General features: G+C 58.2%; 18 protein-coding genes, 1 tRNA gene and 2 pseudogenes. 10 read left to right on the top strand and 11 right to left on the bottom strand.

The window, feature by feature from the left end; genetic code table 11:
• Positions 1-293 precede the first annotated feature (293 nt).
• Together guaA and BIND_RS14595 are read left to right on the top strand one after the other, a co-directional pair.
• Complete coding sequence (gene guaA, locus BIND_RS14600; protein ID WP_012385814.1) at positions 294-1,895, top strand: glutamine-hydrolyzing GMP synthase; 1,602 nt, start codon at positions 294-296, stop codon at positions 1,893-1,895.
• A gap of 264 nt (positions 1,896-2,159) precedes the next feature.
• Positions 2,160-3,418 (top strand): annotated as a pseudogene (locus BIND_RS14595) (tyrosine-type recombinase/integrase).
• On the opposite strand, the gene BIND_RS20775 reads toward BIND_RS14595, so the two are convergent.
• Positions 3,384-3,608, bottom strand: coding sequence for a helix-turn-helix transcriptional regulator (locus BIND_RS20775; RefSeq protein WP_148210791.1), 225 nt, complete (start codon positions 3,606-3,608; stop codon positions 3,384-3,386). The pseudogene BIND_RS14595 and the gene BIND_RS20775 sit on opposite strands and share 35 nt — an antisense overlap.
• Positions 3,609-4,178: 570 nt before the next feature.
• On the opposite strand from BIND_RS20775, the gene BIND_RS14590 reads away from it, so the two are divergent.
• Positions 4,179-4,763 (top strand): TetR/AcrR family transcriptional regulator, encoded by a 585-nt coding sequence (locus tag BIND_RS14590; protein ID WP_012385812.1) that lies wholly within the window; start codon positions 4,179-4,181, stop codon positions 4,761-4,763.
• A gap of 67 nt (positions 4,764-4,830) precedes the next feature.
• Positions 4,831-5,559, top strand: a complete 729-nt coding sequence (locus BIND_RS14585; RefSeq protein ID WP_012385811.1) for an SDR family oxidoreductase — start codon at positions 4,831-4,833, stop codon at positions 5,557-5,559.
• On the opposite strand, the gene BIND_RS21390 is transcribed toward BIND_RS14585, so the two are convergent.
• Positions 5,487-5,837 (bottom strand): hypothetical protein, encoded by a 351-nt coding sequence (locus tag BIND_RS21390; protein ID WP_148210656.1) that lies wholly within the window; start codon positions 5,835-5,837, stop codon positions 5,487-5,489. The two genes, BIND_RS14585 and BIND_RS21390, sit on opposite strands and share 73 nt — an antisense overlap.
• On the opposite strand from BIND_RS21390, the gene BIND_RS14580 reads away from it, so the two are divergent.
• Entirely contained in the window at positions 5,830-6,018 is a 189-nt protein-coding gene (locus BIND_RS14580; protein ID WP_012385810.1) for a hypothetical protein, read from the top strand. The genes BIND_RS21390 and BIND_RS14580 overlap by 8 nt on opposite strands.
• On the top strand, positions 6,015-6,377 hold the full coding sequence (locus BIND_RS22360) for a hypothetical protein (protein WP_012385809.1): 363 nt from the start codon (positions 6,015-6,017) through the stop codon (positions 6,375-6,377). Before BIND_RS14580 ends, BIND_RS22360 begins: the two co-directional genes overlap by 4 nt.
• 236 nt (positions 6,378-6,613) lie before the next feature.
• Here the strand turns inward: BIND_RS22360 and BIND_RS14570 are convergent, their stop codons facing one another.
• The 6 genes from BIND_RS14570 to BIND_RS14545 all read right to left on the bottom strand — a co-directional run bounded on the left by BIND_RS14570 (position 6,614) and on the right by BIND_RS14545 (position 10,969).
• Positions 6,614-7,741, bottom strand: coding sequence for a lipocalin-like domain-containing protein (locus tag BIND_RS14570; RefSeq protein WP_012385808.1), 1,128 nt, complete (start codon positions 7,739-7,741; stop codon positions 6,614-6,616).
• 370 nt (positions 7,742-8,111) lie between these two features.
• A complete protein-coding gene (locus BIND_RS14565) occupies positions 8,112-8,624 on the bottom strand; it encodes a DUF1269 domain-containing protein (RefSeq protein ID WP_012385807.1) in 513 nt (170 codons plus the stop codon).
• 127 nt (positions 8,625-8,751) lie between these two features.
• Positions 8,752-9,201 (bottom strand): hypothetical protein, encoded by a 450-nt coding sequence (locus tag BIND_RS14560; protein WP_012385806.1) that lies wholly within the window; start codon positions 9,199-9,201, stop codon positions 8,752-8,754.
• Between the two features lie 30 nt (positions 9,202-9,231).
• Positions 9,232-9,513, bottom strand: coding sequence for a hypothetical protein (locus tag BIND_RS14555; protein WP_012385805.1), 282 nt, complete (start codon positions 9,511-9,513; stop codon positions 9,232-9,234).
• 99 nt (positions 9,514-9,612) lie between these two features.
• On the bottom strand, positions 9,613-10,221 hold the full coding sequence (locus BIND_RS14550) for a hypothetical protein (RefSeq protein WP_012385804.1): 609 nt from the start codon (positions 10,219-10,221) through the stop codon (positions 9,613-9,615).
• A gap of 76 nt (positions 10,222-10,297) precedes the next feature.
• Complete coding sequence (locus BIND_RS14545) at positions 10,298-10,969, bottom strand: CerR family C-terminal domain-containing protein (RefSeq protein WP_012385803.1); 672 nt, start codon at positions 10,967-10,969, stop codon at positions 10,298-10,300.
• Between the two features lie 163 nt (positions 10,970-11,132).
• Here BIND_RS14545 and BIND_RS14540 point away from each other — a divergent pair.
• A pseudogene (locus BIND_RS14540) lies at positions 11,133-11,514 on the top strand (transposase); the annotation flags it as partial.
• Between the two features lie 6 nt (positions 11,515-11,520).
• Here BIND_RS14540 and BIND_RS14535 read toward each other — a convergent pair.
• The 3 genes from BIND_RS14535 to BIND_RS14525 form a co-directional block, all read right to left on the bottom strand.
• Positions 11,521-12,009 (bottom strand): hypothetical protein, encoded by a 489-nt coding sequence (locus tag BIND_RS14535; RefSeq protein ID WP_012385801.1) that lies wholly within the window; start codon positions 12,007-12,009, stop codon positions 11,521-11,523.
• A 138-nt stretch (positions 12,010-12,147) separates the two neighbouring features.
• Entirely contained in the window at positions 12,148-12,726 is a 579-nt protein-coding gene (locus BIND_RS14530) for a TetR/AcrR family transcriptional regulator (protein ID WP_012385800.1), read from the bottom strand.
• 662 nt (positions 12,727-13,388) lie between these two features.
• Positions 13,389-13,464: transfer RNA gene (locus BIND_RS14525), tRNA-Ala, on the bottom strand.
• 219 nt (positions 13,465-13,683) lie between these two features.
• Between BIND_RS14525 and BIND_RS14520 the strand changes: the two genes are divergently transcribed.
• From BIND_RS14520 to BIND_RS14510, 3 genes are all read left to right on the top strand, one after another.
• Entirely contained in the window at positions 13,684-13,974 is a 291-nt protein-coding gene (locus BIND_RS14520; RefSeq protein ID WP_012385799.1) for a YggT family protein, read from the top strand.
• 182 nt (positions 13,975-14,156) lie between these two features.
• Entirely contained in the window at positions 14,157-17,369 is a 3,213-nt protein-coding gene (locus tag BIND_RS14515) for an efflux RND transporter permease subunit (protein ID WP_012385798.1), read from the top strand.
• Positions 17,366-18,673, top strand: coding sequence for an efflux RND transporter periplasmic adaptor subunit (locus BIND_RS14510; protein WP_012385797.1), 1,308 nt, complete (start codon positions 17,366-17,368; stop codon positions 18,671-18,673). The genes BIND_RS14515 and BIND_RS14510 overlap by 4 nt, the downstream gene beginning before the upstream one ends.
• Positions 18,674-18,749: the final 76 nt, after the last annotated feature.

Here is an 18,749-nt window from a genome sequence, read left to right as displayed (position 1 = left end):
CATCAAACCCAAAGCTTTAGAGCATCAGACCCAAAAGTGGCTCCCACTTTTGGGACCAATCTGATGCGTTTGCAGAAAGATAGAGCATCGGATAGGGGTCAATTGAAAGTCCGATGCTCTCATTGCGGTTTTGGTTGTGTGAGCCTCTCTTGAGACTTGCCTGAAATCCTTGTGGCTTTAAGAAGGAGCGGCGATCGGCCCGCGCCTTTGTTTTGGTCTATCGCCCTTCATTTTAGAACGAGCCAAGATCGGGACCGGGGTCGCCGCCTAGCCTGATCTCCTATCAGGGAATGATGATGAGCCAATCCGATCCGCGCCAGGAGAATGTGAATCGCCATGACAAGGTGCTGATTGTCGATTTCGGCTCGCAGGTCACGCAATTGATCGCGCGGCGGGTCCGGGAGGCAGGGGTCTATTGCGAAATCGCGCCATTCCAATCGGCTGAGCGTGCCTTCGAGACCCTGGCGCCTAAGGCCGTGATCCTCTCCGGCGGTCCAGCTTCCGTGCTCGATCAAGGCTCCCCCCGTGTGCCGGATGTGATTTTCAGCTCGAAAGTGCCGGTGCTTGGCATTTGCTATGGCGAGCAGGTGATGGCACTGCAACTGGGCGGCAAGGTAGCCGCGGGCAAGACGCGTGAATTCGGCCGGGCGGATGTCGAAATTCTGGCCGAGAGTGCCTTGTTCGACAATGTCTGGGAAAAAGGCCAGAGCTATCCCGTCTGGATGAGCCATGGCGATGCTGTCATTGATCTGCCGCCAGGCTTTGTGCGGGCCGCAACCTCACGCCAGGAAGCCGTAGCCGTAATGGCCGACGAGGCGCGCCATTATTATGGCGTGCAGTTCCATCTTGAAGTCGTGCATACGCCGCAAGGTGCGCGGTTGATCGAGAATTTCGTGCATAAAGTGGCGGGTCTCAGCCGAGACTGGACCATGCGCGCCTTCCGGCAGGAGGCCATCGCTGCTATCCAGGCCAAAGTGGGCACGGGCCGTGTCCTCTGCGGTCTCTCCGGAGGAGTCGATTCCGCCGTCGCGGCTTTGCTGATCCATGAGGCAATAGGCGATCGCCTGACTTGTGTGTTCGTCGATCATGGTTTGTTACGCCATGGCGAGGCGGAGGAAATTGTCAGCCTGTTCCGTGGCCATTACAATATCCCTCTGATTCATGCGCAGGCGCAGGATCTGTTTCTCGATGCGCTTGCGGGGGTCAGTGATCCCGAAGAAAAGCGGCGCATCATCGGGCGTCTGTTCATCGAAACATTCGAGGCCGAAGCGAAGACCATTGCCTCCGATGGCAAGGGAGTTCCGGAATTTCTCGGCCAGGGAACATTGTATCCGGATGTGATCGAAAGTGTATCCTTCACGGGTGGTCCTTCCGTCACCATTAAATCCCATCATAATGTCGGCGGCCTCCCCGAGCGGATGAATATGAAGCTCGTCGAGCCCTTGCGGGAATTGTTCAAGGACGAAGTCCGCGAATTAGGCCGCGAACTCGGTCTGCCGGAAGCCTTCGTTAGCCGACATCCTTTCCCTGGTCCCGGCCTCGCGATCCGTTGTCCGGGAGGCGTCACAAGGGAGAAACTCGCCATCTTGCGGCAGGCCGATGCGATCTATCTCGATGAGATCAGAAAAGCGGGTCTCTATGACAAGATCTGGCAAGCTTTCGCTGTCTTGTTGCCGGTGCAGACGGTTGGTGTGATGGGGGATGGCCGCACTTACGAGTTTGTATGCGCCCTGCGTGCGGTGACATCGGTCGATGGCATGACTGCGGATTTCTATAGCTTTGAAATGGATTTTCTCGGTCGAGCGGCGACCAGGATTATCAATGAAGTGCAAGGAATTAATCGCGTTGTCTATGATGTAACGTCGAAACCGCCAGGCACGATCGAGTGGGAATGATTTTGGCCTATCCGGGCGTATCCAAAACTACGCTACGGCGCGATATTCGGCATCTGTTGATACCTATCGGTGGGCAAAGATCGCGGCCGTCGGCCCCGTTGACGGTCCTCGCCCATATTGATCCCGGTGAAATTTGAAAGTACCGTCAGGGCAGATGAGGCTCCTGACGGTACTTTTTTACGCTAAGCTTCTGATAATACGCAGACTTTTCCGACGAGAGCCCCCCAAAACCGCGTGACGGTACTTTTTTGGAGGTGGCGTAACATGTTGACGGACGCAGCGATCAAAGCGCTGAAACCCAGAGAAAAAATGTACAAGGTAGCGGACCGCGACGGCATGTATGTGCGCGTCGCGCCGTCCGGTGCTCTATCGTTCAGGCTGGACTATCGGCTCAATGGACGACGCGAGACGGTCTACCTCGGCAAATACGGGCGAGATGGAATCTCGCTGGCGCGAGCCCGGGAGCTGTGCCTGGACGCGAGGGGAGCGATCAGCGAGGGCAGGTCGCCGGCCATTGAGAAGCAGCGCGAGAAGCGTCGTATCAAGGAGGCGAAAAGCTTCGGCGAGTTCGGCGAAAAATGGCTGGTGAACGCGCCGATGGCCGACAGCACCCGAGCGATGCTCGTTCCATCTTTGAACGAGAGCTATTACCGGTTTGGCGCAACCGCTTGCTGACGGAGATTACGCCGGACGACCTTCGCGCCCAATGCGGAAAGATTGTCGAACGCGGCGCGCCGGCGACAGCGATCCATGTCCGGGGCATCCTGAAGCAGATTTACGGCTTCGCGATCTTGCACGGCGAGAAGGTGCCCAATCCGGCCGATGACGTCGGACCAGCATCGATCGCGACGTTCACGCCAAAGGATCGAGCTCTGTCGCCAGCCGAAATTCGAGTGATGCTGAAAGAGTTGGAAAAGGTCGCCACGCTGCTGACGATCCGCCTGGGGATGCGACTCTTCCTACTGACGATGGTGCGCAAGAGCGAGTAGTTGCAGGACGCGGTATGGGATGAGGTTGACTTCGAAAACGCCGTTTGGACAATTCCTAAGGAGCGAATGAAGCGGTCGAAAGCACACAACGTCTATCTGTGCCGCCAAACTCTCGACATCATGATTGCGCTCAAGACCTGCGCCGGCAACTCCCAGTATCTGTTGCCTTCGCGCTACGACGCCGATGCTCCAATGTCTCGAGCGACGTTCAACCGTGTCACCTATTCGGTTGTGGAGCAGGCCAAACAAGATGGGCTGCCGCTCGAACCATTCACGGTCCACGACCTGCGGCGGACAGGGTCGACCCTGTTGAACGAGTTGGGTTTCAATCGGGATTGGCTCGAAAAATGCTTGGCGCACGAGGATGGGCGATCGTCCCGCAGCGTCTACAACAAGGCGGAATACGAGGTTCAGCGACGGCATATGATGCAGGAGTGGGCGGATACTGTGGACGCATGGGTTGACGGTCGGAGGCATGCTCCCACGCTCTTGCCAGCAGCTATACCTTTGATGGAGCTTGATCCCGCCCTTTGATTGGACGGGTTTTGCGCTTGGTGACATCGGGGTGTTGCGCACGACGGATCGGTGCAGTCCGTCGTGCGATCAACCAAGCCTTGACCTCGGCCAGATCCCACACGATGCATCGCGGAGACAACGCAAACCGGCGTGGGAACTCGCCTCTTTGCTCCATCTCGTAAATGGTGCTGTCCGCGAGCGGAACCATCTCACGCAATTGTTGCCGCCGAATGGTTCTCCGTAGGACCGGTCCAGATTTTATTGAGTCCACCTCGTATCTCCCATTGATCTCTTGATTAAGAGATAGCCGATAGATACCAATGATTGGAAGATGCGCGACACGGCGATGCGGCAATATCGTGGTCTAGCGTGCAGATCGGATGGTTGGTGTTTTCGGCAACCGCCACTGCGAAGAATATTGGCTAGCGTCGATGGGCGGAAATTCGGATTTAATTCGGGTCGCCGGGACCAACGTAACCAGGTGTCGAGGCCCTGAATGCTCTCAGCACCCCGCCAGAGTTTCATGCGGAGTTTAACGCTTCTGTTCGCCGCCCAGCGGATCGGTGCCCCAATGCCGATGGCAGAATAGTTGGGATGCTCGGTAAGGCAACTCAGTCATCTTTCTCTATTTTTATCGACAGCTTGGAAGCAGGCACTGCGGTGGGAAACAGCGTGCACGATCTGGTGCCATCCGCACATTTCTAATGGAACCTCTTTGACAACCCCGCCAGCGTCAGTTATGGATTGATCGATCAATAATGGCGCTGCTTCAAACCAAATGGCCAGACCTCGGGAATTCGATCGCGATGCCGCCCTGGACCGAGCTATTGGTGTGTTCTGGGGCAAGGGCTATGCCGCTACCTCCACCGAAGAACTCGTGGAGGCGATGGGGATCGGGCGCCAAAGCCTTTACAACGCCTTCGGGGACAAGCGGCATCTCTTTCTCGAAGCGCTTGGAGTCTATCACCGTCGGACCATCGCCGCACACTTACAGCGCTTGAGCGAACCCGTCTCCCCTGTGGAGGGCATTCTCAATCTGTTGATCGGTCTCATCCCGGACGATGACAACCAGCGCTCAATGGGATGCATGGGCATCGGCACGGTTAGCGAATTTGGCGCCTCCGACCCCGATATCTGCGCTCTCGGCGCAAGGGCACTGCCGCCCCTGACGACCCGCCTTGCTGCGCGGATCCGGGAAGGCCAGGCGCTCGGGGAGCTGGACCCGCATCTCGACCCCGATGAGGCTGCGGGCTTCGTTCACCTCCAGATGACCGGAATCCAGCTCGGCGCTCGGGGCGGTGTTGACGCGGATGCGCTTCGGGCAATGGTGCGGTTCGCCGTCGATCGGCTTCGGGCAAGCTAGGAAATCACATCGCCATGAACAATCGCGCTCAATTATGGACTTATCGATCAATAATATGGAGTATTCAATGAGCGTGACTGAAAAAACAGCCCTAGTGTTCGGCGGATCGCGCGGCATCGGAGCCGGGGCTGCGCTGCGGCTGGCGGAGGATGGATTCGCCGTCGCCTTGACCTATGTTTCCCGCCCGGACAGTGCGGCCGAGGTGGTCGCGCAAATCGAGGCGAAGGGCGGCGCCGCGCTGGCGATCGAGGCCGATAGTGCCGACGCCCAGGCCATCTCCTCCGCCGTGGCCAAGGCTGTCGAGGCCTTCGGGACGATCGATGTCGTGGTCGTCAACGCCGGCATCATGCGGGTCGGCACGATCGATGTGTTCAGAATCGAGGATCTCGACCAGATGCTCGCTGTAAACATCCGCGGTGTTTTCCTGGCGATCCAGGCTGCCGTCTCGCACATGCGCGAGGGGGGGCGCATCATCACGATCGGCAGCAACACGGCGGTGCGGTCGAGCCACCCCGGAACGACCGTCTATGCGATGACCAAGGCGGCAGTCGCGACGATGGTTAAAGGCATTGCGATCGATCTGGCGCCGCGCAGGATCACCGTGAACAACATCCAGCCGGGGCCGACGGAAACCGACCTGACCGCTGCGATGATTGGCCGACTGGCGGAAGCGGCCCCGTTGAAGCGGGTCGGGCAACCCTCCGAAATCGCCGCCCTCGTCTCCTACCTTGCGGGAGATGAGGCGGGGTACATGACGGGCTCAAGCCTCACGATCGATGGCGGCTTCGCCCTGTGAATCGAGCGATCGCCCTCGACCATTACGCCCCGGTCGGCGGCATCGGCGGGCGCGCCAAGGCGCATGTCGATCGGGGAGGCTGACCCATACTTCAGGGCCCCGAGGCAGAGCTGGAGGATTTCCGGGCGGTGATGGCCCGGCGCTTCCGGTTGCCGATGCCGGGCGCCCTGTTCGCCGACCTCGGCGCAAGCGAGCCCATCAAGATCACGCGCATCGTCTCGCCGCCGGTGCACACGGAAGAACTGCCGCCCGCGGCGGCGTTCGTGATCCATGTCCATTTACTACGCGCGCGCCCTGAAGAAGGAGCGTGGCCGCGAACATCTGCTGAAACAGGAACTGGGAATGGACAAGGTGGTGCATTACGTGGTCAGCCGATTTCCGGTGATCGGCGCCGACCCAGCGGTGATCAACTACAATCAGATCGATCGCCTTCGTTTCGCCGGTCAGGCGGGCGCGTGACGAATCCTGCGGATATTCGCGATCTGCTCCTGCAGTTGACAGGCCCCGACCTGACGCAGACGCTTGCGCGGATCGAAAGGGCGATGCGCGGAGTGGAGGCGAGGGATTGCGCAAGCTTTCTCGAAGGCGCTGGCGTGGGTCGGGAGGCGTTGGCAGCGGAGGCCGAGATGAAGCGTCTGGCCGGGCAGATCAATGTCACCATTCATGCGCTCGGCTACCTGACGCCGAGAGCATTCGCATCGACCTTCACCGCAACGGGCGATCGGCTGCGCAACCCCGACCAGCTCCGCCGATCCACCGTTGATCACCCGGCGCATCAGCGCCACACTCACCCGAGGTCTCTGGCCTCAGCTGGATGAGAGACGGGGCTCACAGCAATTCCACTCCTCCGTTCCCCAATATCCTCTTTTTTATACTCTAATATCTCCAAAAACGGGGACAGGAAAGGTGGGGGACGGGAACTTGCGGATGTAGCAGGACTGGCCTGCCCAACAGGATTTTGTGATGGCCGCGAACAAAGAAAAATACGCTATCTGGTGATCCGGTTCACCCGTCACGGGGACGGCGAATGAACCGGATCTCCTGACCCATGAAATCAGTTCTGGTTCTTCTCGTAAGGGCCGTTTTGCATCGCGCGGATGTCGGCTGATTCATTGATGGAAACGCCCACGACATTTCCGGTTTCGTCGTCGATCAACGCACCGGCGCCTTCGAACAATCCATAGCCGTTCAACTGCACGGGAACCTGAGTTTGCAGCGTCGGATACTCCATGAAATCCCGCGCGCCGAACGGCTTGACGGTGAAGCGCCGCGACCCCTCGATCTCGATCGGGAATTCATAGGTCCAGCCCCAACTGACCCAGTTGCCGATGTTGGGAGATTTCACATAGCCATTCTGCCGCACGATCACCTTGTCCTTCAGGCGATGAACGCCTCCGTCGGCATCCTGATAGACCGCCTCCTGATGCCCGTTGTAGAAATTGTAGATGTGTACGCTGGCGCCACTCTGGAACCGGAATGAGGACCATTCCCAGAACAGCGTTGCAAAATCTCCCCACTGGCGATCGATCCAGGCGCGGCCGCTTACGCTGCGTTTCGCCGGCGCGCCTGCCTCGGACGGCAGGGTCAGCGTTCCAGTGAGATGCGCGCGCGGCAGCGAATAATAGAAGCTGAAGTCATCTTCGGCGCCCTGCTGGATGAAGCCTTCAATGCCGTGCTTCTCTCCCGCATGGTCCTGATGCCACAGCACGGTGTCGAGGCCGGTGATGGCAGCTTCCAGCGAGACGCCCTCGGAGGTGTTATGCGAAAGCTTCATCGCGTCCTGGCCAAAGCTCCAGGATACGTTCGTGCCATCGCCCGCATCAACCCGAACGCAGTTGCTGGAAGGGTCGAACAGGCTGTCGGTCGGCGTGAATGGCACCCTCATTGAAGGCCAGACCCGTTCACTGGCGTAGTGGCTGAACAGGGATGCGATGCTCAGCACCGTCGTCCCCTCGGGTGCGGTCCTGCCGGTGACATTGCGCTGATAGGCTTCGCCCTGGAAGGCGCTCAGGCACAGGAAGTAGAAGTAGGCGTTGCCAAGGTCGTCATGCAGATAGGTCGTCATGTACCACCATTCGAACGTCTTGGCGCTCATGGCCGCATGGGGGGCCCATTCCTCGCGGGTTGTCCCGATCCTGGGATTGCGAACATCGAAAGAACGGAGGAAATCACAACTTGTCATTTAGGTTCCTTTCATTTGATTGCGTGACGCTGGGCCGCGCCGCGCCGCCGGGATTTTATGTCCAGGTCCTGGAAGCCACAGCGCGAATGGCCCGTTCGGCACCTAAAATCGCCCGGAGCGGCCAACCATTGTTCAATGAGGCCGCATAAGGCACTCACATAGGGCAGTGAGGCGCTCTTGGTCAGTGCCGATGACGAGCGCGTCGAAATTGAGATTGCGATCATTCATGCCGTGGATTCCCTGTGCTGGACGTCGGTACGCGTGGATCAGACCGAGCACCGCCGCTCGCACGTCGTGCCGGCCGCCCTGTCGGAAGTTCAGCCCCGAACAACCGGATTCGAGCCGACGTGCTTTCAGGGCGTCAGCAAAATTAGGCAGTTTTGGAAAGCGCCTTGCTGAGCTTTTGCTCGGCATCTGGAGACAGCGATGTCTTGAGAACGAGGCCCTTCAGCCCCGCCAGCTCGGCAAGAACCTTTTCCGGCTGGGCCTTGCGCACGAGGACGAACAGCGCCGAACTCTGGGCAGGGATCGTCGATGCGAGCGATCTGATGAAGTCGTCGTTGATCCCATAGTCGGCCAGCGAGCCCGACAAGGCGCCGGTTCCTGCACCGACCAGGCCGCCGATGGTGAAGCCCGCGAGCGGATTGAGCAGCAGCAGTCCAACCAGTCCGCCCCACAGGGCCCCGGAAATCAGACCGGAGGAGGCGCCGAAAGCGGTCAGATCGAGGCTTTGCTTCAGATGAAGCTTGCCGTTCTCGTCACGTATGGCTACGACAGCGTCTTCAAGGTCGACGAGATACTCGTTCTGAAGCTTGGCAAGCTTGAGCAGAACGTCGTCCGCCGCGTCCTGGGTATCGAAACCGACGACGATGAGGTCCGGCATTGCATAGTCCTTTCGGGTGACCGGCATGCGTGTGACATGGGCGGAGAAATTCAGGCTTCCAATGGATGTGCGGGTGCGAGCGCGCTGCGGAATGGACCGGCACGGCGACCTAGCGGACTGGCTCGCCTCAGGGCTTTCGGGCGGCTAAGAGCCTGCGAAGCGCACCGAGGATGCTGACGCCGAGCGTCAGACTGCCTCCGAGGTTCTCAAAGCGATGACCGGCGGTGTTGACCAACTGGACCACGCCCTGCGTCTCAGCCGTGATCGTCTCAAGCGCGGCCGCCTCCATTTCCGCCAGTGCTTCGAGTTCAGGGGAATGCGGTTCGCGCAACGTGTAGGCCAGCAGAACGAACGCCATTGCAAGGTAGAGTGCCGCCACGGCTAGCGCCGCGTTGAGGTCGCCGAACGGAGCCCTGAGCGCAAGGAACAGCGCATAGGTGGCCAGCCCAGCAGTAACGGTGAAGGCGGCGACTGCGAGTGCCCCGGCGATGGCGCGCCGGATCAGCTGCCGAAGAAGAACCTGACGACGCAGCAACGCCACGCGACCATACAGTTTCGTGGAATTGAGAGTGGGCATTGTTGACCTTTCTGGCGGTCGGGAAGACGGCTAGCGGAGTTGGCGGCCGATGACGACGCCGGCTGCGAGCCCCAGCCCGAGCGCCGCGAGCGCCGTCAGACGCGGGAACCGGTCGAGTTCATCGGCGAACTCGTCGAGGGTCTCGTTCACCGCTTTCAGAAAAGCGTCGACGTCGAGCCCCTCATGAGGGATGTCCCGGCTTGGACGTGGCGGCACAGGTCCCTGCTCCACGCCCACATCAGCGGCCGGCGCCTTGCGAGCATGAGCATCAATTTGCGCACGCAAGATCTGGATTTCGCTCATCAGGCTCATAGCCTTCTCCTTTGAAACGTTTGCCGGAGGCGAAAAACGGGGGGCTGTAATTTCCCGCCTTCCTCGATTCAGAATTGTCGAAAGGCCGAAGCGCCTCGATCAGAACAGCTTCGAGAACGCGTCCTTGATCCGCTGAATCGTACGGTCATGCACGACCTTGGCTTCAGCCACGCCGCTCTTCACGGCTTCCCAGGACTCGTCGCCGGCATCTTTGGCATCACCGATCCGAGCCTGGAATTTCTCCGCCTCGTCGGACAAGCGTTTGATTGCAGCGTCGAGTTCTCCACGCGCGGTCTCGACGGCGTCGGCCGCCCGGTCGCGAATCCTCTGCAGCGTTGCTTCCCACGACCGACGCTGGGTCTGTGCTCGTGCGACCACGAGCCCGCGCACAGCTTCCGCCTGATCTTTCGCGCCGCTCAAGTAGGACTGGAGCGCGGATTCGACCTCGATCCACTCAACCTCGAGTGCCCCCTGAACCTTTTCGACGCCTTCCTTCGCGTCTGCCGCCTCTGCACGAAGTCCATCATAGATTTTCTGGATCTTGCCGCGCGAGGTCCGTAGACGGGCGAGTGCGGCATCCGCTTCCTTGCGGGCCTCTTCCTTCAGCCCTTCGGCGGCTTTCTCGACCTCGGACACGATCGTATCCGCATCGTCGAGGCGCTGCTTCGCCCAGGCAATGGTTTCATGCGCATAGGATTGATTGCTCATCGTATGATTCCGTCTTTGCCTGACGAGAAGATTGTCGAGGCGCCTGAAGCTGGGCTCTTACTCCTTCTCCCGCGCCTCAGTGGGAAAATCGGACAGCAAGAAAGTCGCTGCGGCAGAGATCGCGGACCATAGCCTCGACCTGCTCGATGCAGCCGGGCTGGATGCTCTCCCAGCCCATGCCTCGCAGCATGATACCGCGCAGAAACCTGAAGCTGATGATTGCGGTCACGATCGCGTTGATCCGTAACCTGAGCGCCTCGTCAGCGGGATCTCTTCCCGTGAAGTCGCTTGCAGCCTGTACGAGATGCTTCAGCATGGGAGCGATGGCTCGCTCGTGGATCAGCGCGAAGGCTTCGTCGTTGTCATAGGCGCAGCGCGCGACGAAAGACGTCCACGAATGGGGCTCGGCATCTTCCATAATGATGTGCGTGAGCTCAGTGAGCGCTTCCTCGAAGTGAGCAGCCTTTTCGGACGGCTTCGCTGCATCCAGAAGCGCGAGCGCCTCTTCGAAGCGGCCGGCCGCATGGTCGGCGATCATGCCTGCCGCAGCTAGGTAGAGCTCCTTCTTGCCCCCGAAATGATAGGGAATAGCCGACAGCGTCGTTTTCGCAGCCGTTGCCAGCGCGCGGGTGCTGGCCCCCTCGTAGCCGACAGCGCCGATCACTTCGATCGCGGCTTCGATCAGCTGCGAGCGCGTCTTTGCGCTACGCGCTTCGTGTCCGCTCGATGTCGCTTTGGACTCCGTCATGGGCCGACTCCTTTCGTCGGAAAAGCATATAGATCATTCGAACGAACTTTTCAACTGACATGGATCAGGCGCCGCCCTACGCTCGAGACTCAATTGGTCTGCCTTGGAAAAACTGGTCCAATTCTGAAGAGAGTCCTTTTGGGTATAGGAATTGGAGAAACGTATGGGACGTCAGCGATTTACGCCGGAGCAGGTCATCGCGAAGCTGCGAGAGGTGGACGTGGTGGTCGGTCGGGGCTCGACGGCGGTCGAGGCTTGTCGCCAGATTGGGATTTCGGAGCAGACGCTGTATCGTTGGCGCAAGGAATATGGCGGTCTGAAGGTCGACCAGGCGCGTCGGATGAAGGATCTGGAGCGCGAGAATGCGCGGCTGAAGAAGCTGGTTGCCGATCTCGCGCTGGACAAGGCGATCCTGCAAGAGGCGTCGAAGCTGACTTTTTGAGTCCCTCCCGTCGCCGTGAGGCGATCGAACAGGTCCGCCGTGTATTGCCGGTATCAGACGACGGACCTGTCAGGTGCTCGGCCAGCACCGTTCGACGCAGCGTCACCGACTAGTTCGCTGCAGCCTTGCCCTGTCTTGCCAGATAGACGATCTGGGCGGTCAAGCCGACTACGAGAAAAGCCAACAGCCCTGCCTGAGCGCCGAGAAGCAGCGGCGATTTCAAGTCGGTCACCAAGGGGTGGCCGTCCGGAACACGGCGCAGGATTTCGGTAACGGTCGGCAGCATCAAAAGAAACGCACTCAGGCTCAGACAGATGGTTTCAATGTATCTGGCTACGCGCACCGAACCCAGAATGCGCTCAATCCCATAACCTGCAAGCAGGAGCAGAATTGTCACGGCGCCGATGCCGTAGCTGACCGACTGATGTGCAACGAGGAACACCGTTGCAGCGCCGACAAGCATGGAAATAAAATAGACGGCGCCCAGCGGGGACCGGGGAACGATTCGACCATGCCGACCTAACATGTAAAGAGCCACGGGAATGGCTGGCAGGCTACCGATCGTATGGATCCAGCCAAGCGGAGAAATTCCGAACATATAAGTTGCCTTTCTCATCTGAAGGGGTGGGAGGGTCGAGCAAGCAGACTGCCGCTGACAAATCTGTGAGTGTAGCAATTAAACCTACTAGTTGGTAGGCTGCGAGGTCGTGCATCACCTTCCTGAGAAGCTCCAATTTTAGGTGGCGATGCGCTCCAGTAAGGGGTGGGTTATTGCACCAAAAGTCGTGGCGTCGCCGTAGGCGCGCGCTGAAAGCATCGCGCCATGCACAGTTGCCATGAACATTTCGGCGTTGCTCCTGGCGGTCCCGGTCAACGAGAAGCGGCCTTGTGCGGCGCCACGCTCGAAGACGGAGGTAAGCCAGTCCGAAAGCCTCCGAAAATGCGCGCGCACTTCAAAAGCGACTGCTTCGGGAAGAACCTGGATCTCACTGGCGAGCAAGGCGCAGACGCAGAAGGGGTGGGACCCGTCAGCGATACAGCCCTGCCAATAGCCGACATAAGCGCGAAGCTGTCCAAGTGGATCGGCGGCGTTTCGTTCCAGCTCAACGATCCCGGCTTCAGCCTCCTCCCGGTACTGTGCAACCAGCGTGCGGACGAGATCTGATTTGCTGGGAAAGTGGTGGTGAATGCTCGCCTTGCGAATGCCGACCACACTGGAAATATCAGCGTAGCTGAAACTATTGTAACCACCCTTGATAATGAGGGCGCGCGCGCAGCGAAGTATGTCATCAGCCTTGGTCGATAGATTGCTCATGTCGCATGTCTACCAACTAGTAGGAAGAATGTCAATGCGAAACAATCTAGCCTACTGTTCCGTTCTTGTCGTGAGCGCTGAAACGATTGCTATAAGGTGTTATGCGCAACGCTGAAATGGGCGCTGACGGTACTTTCGGCAGCGTTTACGCTCCGCATATCAGATGCCGAGGCGCGCATTGCTGACCAAGAGTGAGCCATTTCATGGCTGAAGGATGAGGTAAATCCGATGTTCCGGAATCTTCCATCCAGCGATGGGTCGTTTGCGGTTTAGGATCAGCTTAATCTGTCGGCTCAGTTGCTCCACTTCTAATTGCCGCCGCTCACAAGTCGGCGTTCCGCTTTCGCCCCATGCGATCCTTCCCGATCAAAGGAATGATCTCCGCCTCTCGAAGAGTGACGGAAGCGGATCTGGCAGTCGGCTTGGATCTGCTCGGCGCGATCTTATCCTCGTGAATCGGCATCATCACCCCGGTTGAAGCCCCTGGTGCACACGCAAATGTTTGCCGGAATAAGTTCGAGGGTGAAGACAGGCGGCGGGCGCAAAGGAGAGATCAGGCGTCTAGTCTGGGCCGAACAAGCCACTGAGACAGGCCGGTGTAAGACTCGGATATGTCGAGGCTTCGGCAGAACGGGAAAAGCTGGTAAAATAAGGCCTTGTGTTGGTGGAGCTGAGGGGAATCGAACCCCTGACCTCTGCAGTGCGATTGCAGCGCTCTCCCATCTGAGCTACAGCCCCTTCCGCGTGGGGTTCTACGCGACTGTTGCGCCCTGTGCAAGCCGCAGTTTGAGGATTTCTGCGCTCTTGTCGCCAGGAAACGGCCCGCTTAAATGGGACCCGTCCTCCTCGCCGGGGCCATTTTGTTCGGGATGAAGAAAAATGGCCTGTTACTTTTGACTTTCAGCATTTTGTCGGAAAATCTGTGCATCCTTTCGCAAAAGGCTTCAGGAATCTCACATGCGCGCGCTTCTCGATGTTCTTTTACTGGTTCTGCATCTTTACAGCTATGTCATTATTATCGTTGCCATAATGTCTTGGCTCATCGCTTTTAACGTCATCAATATGTATAATGATCTCGTCCGCTCGGTCTGGAACGCGCTGAATGCCCTGACCGAGCCGCTTTTGCGCCCGATCCGTTCCATCCTGCCTGATCTAGGAGGGATCGACATTTCCCCCGTCATTCTGTTGCTGCTGCTGTTCCTCGTCGAGGATATTATCCAGCGCTATGTCTATCCATTCGTCTTTTAAAGAATCTCCACTTGGTTCCGAAGTCGCTCGAGGGGCCGGGGCATAATGTCGCTCAACCGAAGTTGATCTTGACGTCATCACGGTGAAGTGTGGAGCGTCGCGGCCCGGCATCTGTTATCTAAAATGCCTCAAGGAAATTTCGCTCAATCGAGGCATTTGCCGGAAACCGGACAGGTTGGTTTATGGAGCTTGTCAAATACGCTCTTAAGTTCCGTATTTCTTTCTATGTCCTGGCGATTCTGATGACGCTCGGCGGCATTGGCGCTTCGATCGTCATGCCGAAGGACGTCTTGCCCACCGTCGATATTCCGGTGGTCGTGATTGTCTGGACTTATACCGGTCTCGATACGACCGATATGACCCAGCGTATCACGACTTATAGTGAATATTCGCTTTCCAATAATGTTAATAATATCAAGCGGATGGAAAGTCAGACTCTGCAGGGTGTGGCTATCGAGAAGCTTTATTTCGACCAAAGCGTGAGCATTGATCTTGCTATTGCGCAGGTCGTGTCGGCGATGAACTCCATCCGTGCGGTCATGCCGCCGGGTGTGCAGCCGCCGGTCATCATGCGCTTTTCGGCTTCCTCTGTTCCGGTCATTCAGCTTGCTCTCTCCTCGGAGAAGGAGACGCAGTCGCAGCTTTATGATTATGCCATGTATCGCATCCGGCAAACCTTGACGCAGGTGCCGGGCTCGACTCTGCCTGGTCCCTATGGTGGTGCACCGCGGCAGATCATGGTCGATCTCGATTTGCAGGCCTTGCAGGCCAATGGCTTGACGCCCCTCGACGTCGCCAATGCTGTGGGTACGCAAAGTCTTGTCGTGCCTTCGGGCCTTTCGAAGATCGGTGATTCTCAATATCCGATCCGCCTGAATTCGACGCCCGAAGCCGTGACAACCCTGAACGAAATGCCGATCAAGGTCGTCAAGGGGACGCCGATTCTCCTGCGTGATGTGGCCTACGTGCGGGATGGTGCGCCGCCGCAATTGAATATTGTGCGTGCGGATGGGCAGCGCTCCATTCTGACCACGATCCTCAAGAATGGTGCGGCGTCCACACTTTCCGTCGTCGATAATGTGAAGCGTTTCCTGCCGGATATCCGCGCCGCCGCGCCGCCGGACATGCATATCACGCCTTTGTTTGATCAGTCGGTCTTTGTCTCCGAAGCCATCAAGGACGTGATCCGGGAAGCGCTGACCGCGGCCGCTCTCACGGGACTGACGATCCTTCTGTTCCTTGGATCCTGGCGCTCGACCCTGATCGTGCTGGTTTCGATTCCCTTGTCGATCCTGACATCTCTGTCGATCCTGGCAATGCTCGGGCAAACGATCAACATCATGACCCTTGGCGGCCTTGCCCTGGCGGTTGGCATTCTCGTCGATGATGCGACGGTGGCGATCGAGAATACCTATCGCTTGATGGAAGAAGGGGAAGGCTTCAGGGAAGCCGTTGTCGGCGGCGCGGCGGGGATTGCCAAGCCGGCCTTGATTTCGACCTTGGCCATTTGCTCGGCCTTCGTCTCCGTGTTGTTCCTGACCGATACGCCCAAATATCTGTTCACACCGCAAGCTCTCGCCGTCGTCTTCGCGATGCTGACGTCCTATGTCCTGTCGCGAACACTCGTGCCGATCCTCATCGATGTTCTGGTCAAGAAGGAATATGATGAGCGTTTCGCGGGTCACCACGGTGGCCATTCCAATGAGGCTGTTGCCGACCCCACGGGCAAGGCAGGCTTTTTCACGCGGTTTCATGCCGGGTTCGAACGGGGCTTTGCCAAATTTCATCGCGGCTATCTCGGCCTGTTACATGGCGTCATCACGCATCGCGTCGTGACTCTCGGGGCCGTGCTCGCGGTCTTCGCGGGGTCCGCCGTTTTGTTCACTTTCGTGGGGCAGGATTATTTTCCGCAAATCGATGCGGGGGCCATGACCTTGCACGTCCGCACGCGTTCCGGCATGCGCATCGAGGCGACGGAACAGGTCTTTGCCTCTATCGAAGACACGATACGAGAGGTTATTCCCGCCAAGGAATTGGGCATTATCGTCGATAATATCGGCTTGCCGGCACTGAACTATAATTTCGCTTTCGGTGATGGGTCCTTCGTGGCCTATAACGATGGCCAGATGCTGATTTCCCTCGCCGAGGAACATGAATCGACCCTGGATTATATGAAGAAGCTCCGGCCGATTCTGCGGGAGCGTTTTCCGGATGTGATCTTCTATTTCCAGCCGGCCGATATCATCACCCAGATCCTTGATTTCGGCACGATCACTTCGGTCGACGTCCAGGTCCTGGGACGGCATGAGGAAAAGGATCTCGAAGTCGCCAAAAATATCGAGCGCCGTTTGCGGGCCGTGCGTGGCGCCGTCGATGTTCATATTCAGCAGATCACCGACGCGCCGGAATTCTATGGGACGATCAATCGCCAGATGGCGCAGGAAATCGGCCTGTCGACCCAGCAGCTTGCCAATTCGCTGAATATTTCGCTCGGCGGCAGTTTCCAAGTGACGCCGAATTTCTGGGCTGATCCCAAGAATGGCATTGCCTATCAGCTTTGGGTGCAGACGCCGGAATATCGCAATGCGTCTTTTGCCGCCGTGCAGAATACGCCGCTCTTCGCCAATGGCGCCAATAATAGTCCGGGCGTTGTCACCTTGCTGCAGAATGTCACGACTTTGCAACGTCAGACCGAGCAGACAGTCGTGAACCATGTGAATACGCAGCCGAAATACGATGTCTTCGCCAGTGTTCAGGATCGTGATCTCGGTTCGGTGCGGAGCGAGATCGACAAGATCATCGCGGACGAGCAGAAAAACCTGCAGCCGCCGGACAGGATTCAAATCCTTGGACAAATTCAGGATATGGACAATGCCTTCCACAATATCGAGCTGGGTCTTGGGATTGCATTGATCGCCGTTTATCTCTTGATGGCCATCAACTATCAGAGTTGGGGTGATCCGTTCGTCGTGCTGGCCGCTTTGCCGCTGGCCTTCTGCGGCATTATCATGAGCCTGTTCATTACGCAGACGACATTTTCCATTCCGTCCCTGTTTGGCGCCATTATGAGTGTCGGTGTGGCCAGCGCCAATTCGATTTTGCTCGTGACTTTCGCGAAGGAATATCGAGAGGAAACGGGTTGCGGCGCGGTGGAAGCCGCGCTCAAGGCCGGGGAAACGAGGTTGAGGCCGGTGTTGATGACAGCGGGAGCCATGTTCATTGGTTTGTTGCCCATGGCCATTGGCGTGGGCGCGGGCAGTGAGCAAAACGCGGCTCTGGCGCGAGCCGTGCTCGGCGGCGTCGCCGTGGCGACATGCTCCACTTTGCTCTTCGTGCCCTTTCTTTATTCGGTCCTGCGCAACGGGAAGGTCGAACCGGTCAAGGATTATCTATGAGCGAGGCATTCTCTAAGGTTGAAGACGCGCCGCGCAAGACGGGCGCTGCTGGGCATGAGGATTACCCTATGCCGTCGAAAAAGATCTTCGTCGTGGTTCTTCTGCTGGTTGGCGGCGCTCTGGCCTATGGCGCCTATGGCCATTGGCGGCGCAGCGTCGAAGCGGCTGAGACCCAGGAGAAGACGATCAATTTCGTGCCGAAGGTCCGGGTCCAGGACGTCAAGCTGCTTGATGAGCCAGTCCGATTGAAATTGCCCGGGCAGACCGTCGCCTTCAATACGGCGTCTCTTTATGCCCGCGCCACCGGCTACATTGCCGAACGGCATGTGGACATCGGCAGCCGCGTCAAAAAAGGTGATTTGCTCGTACGCATCGCTTCTCCCGATCTCGATCGGCAGCTTGATCAAGCCGAGGCGCAATTGAAGCAGGTCGAGGCGGCTCTGGCGCAGGCGCAGGCACAGGTCGATCAGGCCGAGGCCAATGTGCGTCTCGCCAATGTGACGTATTCCCGTGCGGACGCTTTGACCAAGCGCGGTTATGAAACATTGCAGACCCGGGACAATCAGCAGGCCAATGTCTCGGTGCAGCAGGCGACATTGGAGACCGCACATGCGGGGGTCAAATTGGCTCAAGCCAATGTGCAGGCGCAAAAGGCGACGGTTGATCGATTGCGGACACTGACCGCCTTTGAACAGGTGGTGGCCCCATTCGATGGCGTCATCACGGCGCGCAACGTCGAGGTTGGGGATCTTGTCAATGCCGATAATGGCAATGGCACGCCGATGTTCTCCATCAACCATGACGACGTTTTGCGCGTGGCGGTCAATGTTCCGCAGAGCTCGGCGATTGGGGTGACGGAAGGGCTGACCGCCGAGGTTCAAGTGCCGCAAATGCCGCAGCGTGTATTCACCGGCAAGGTGGCGCGCAGTTCGGTGGCGTTGACTGCGTCCTCACGCACACTCTCGACGGAAATCGATGTCATCAATAAGGATGGTGCTTTGCGTCCAGGCCTTTTTGTCGATGTGACCTTCGCTGTCCCGCGTACCCATCCCAATGTCGTCGTGCCCTCCGAAGCTCTCATCTTCAATCAGCATGGTTTGCATGTGGCCGTGCTGGGTCCTGATAATCGGATTGTTCTACGCCCTGTGACGATCTATCGGGATTTTGGGCAAACTGTTGAATTAAATGATGGTTTGGAAGGTCACGAGAAAATCGTGTTGAGTCCGCCGGCGATTCTCGCTGATGGGAGCAAGGTGGATGTCGTGCCGAATGAGAACGAAAAACAGGCATCTGCCACTCCGTGATTAAGGAATGGGTCGAGGCAACAACTCGCCCGGCTACGAGCAGACTGTTTGAGTATATGCGCTGTCATAGAGGGGT

The organism is Beijerinckia indica subsp. indica ATCC 9039 (genome assembly GCF_000019845.1).
Taxonomy (GTDB): domain Bacteria; phylum Pseudomonadota; class Alphaproteobacteria; order Rhizobiales; family Beijerinckiaceae; genus Beijerinckia; species Beijerinckia indica.
The sequence above is the reverse complement of the archived record's forward strand: the minus strand, read 5'-3'. Positions and strand labels throughout refer to the sequence as shown.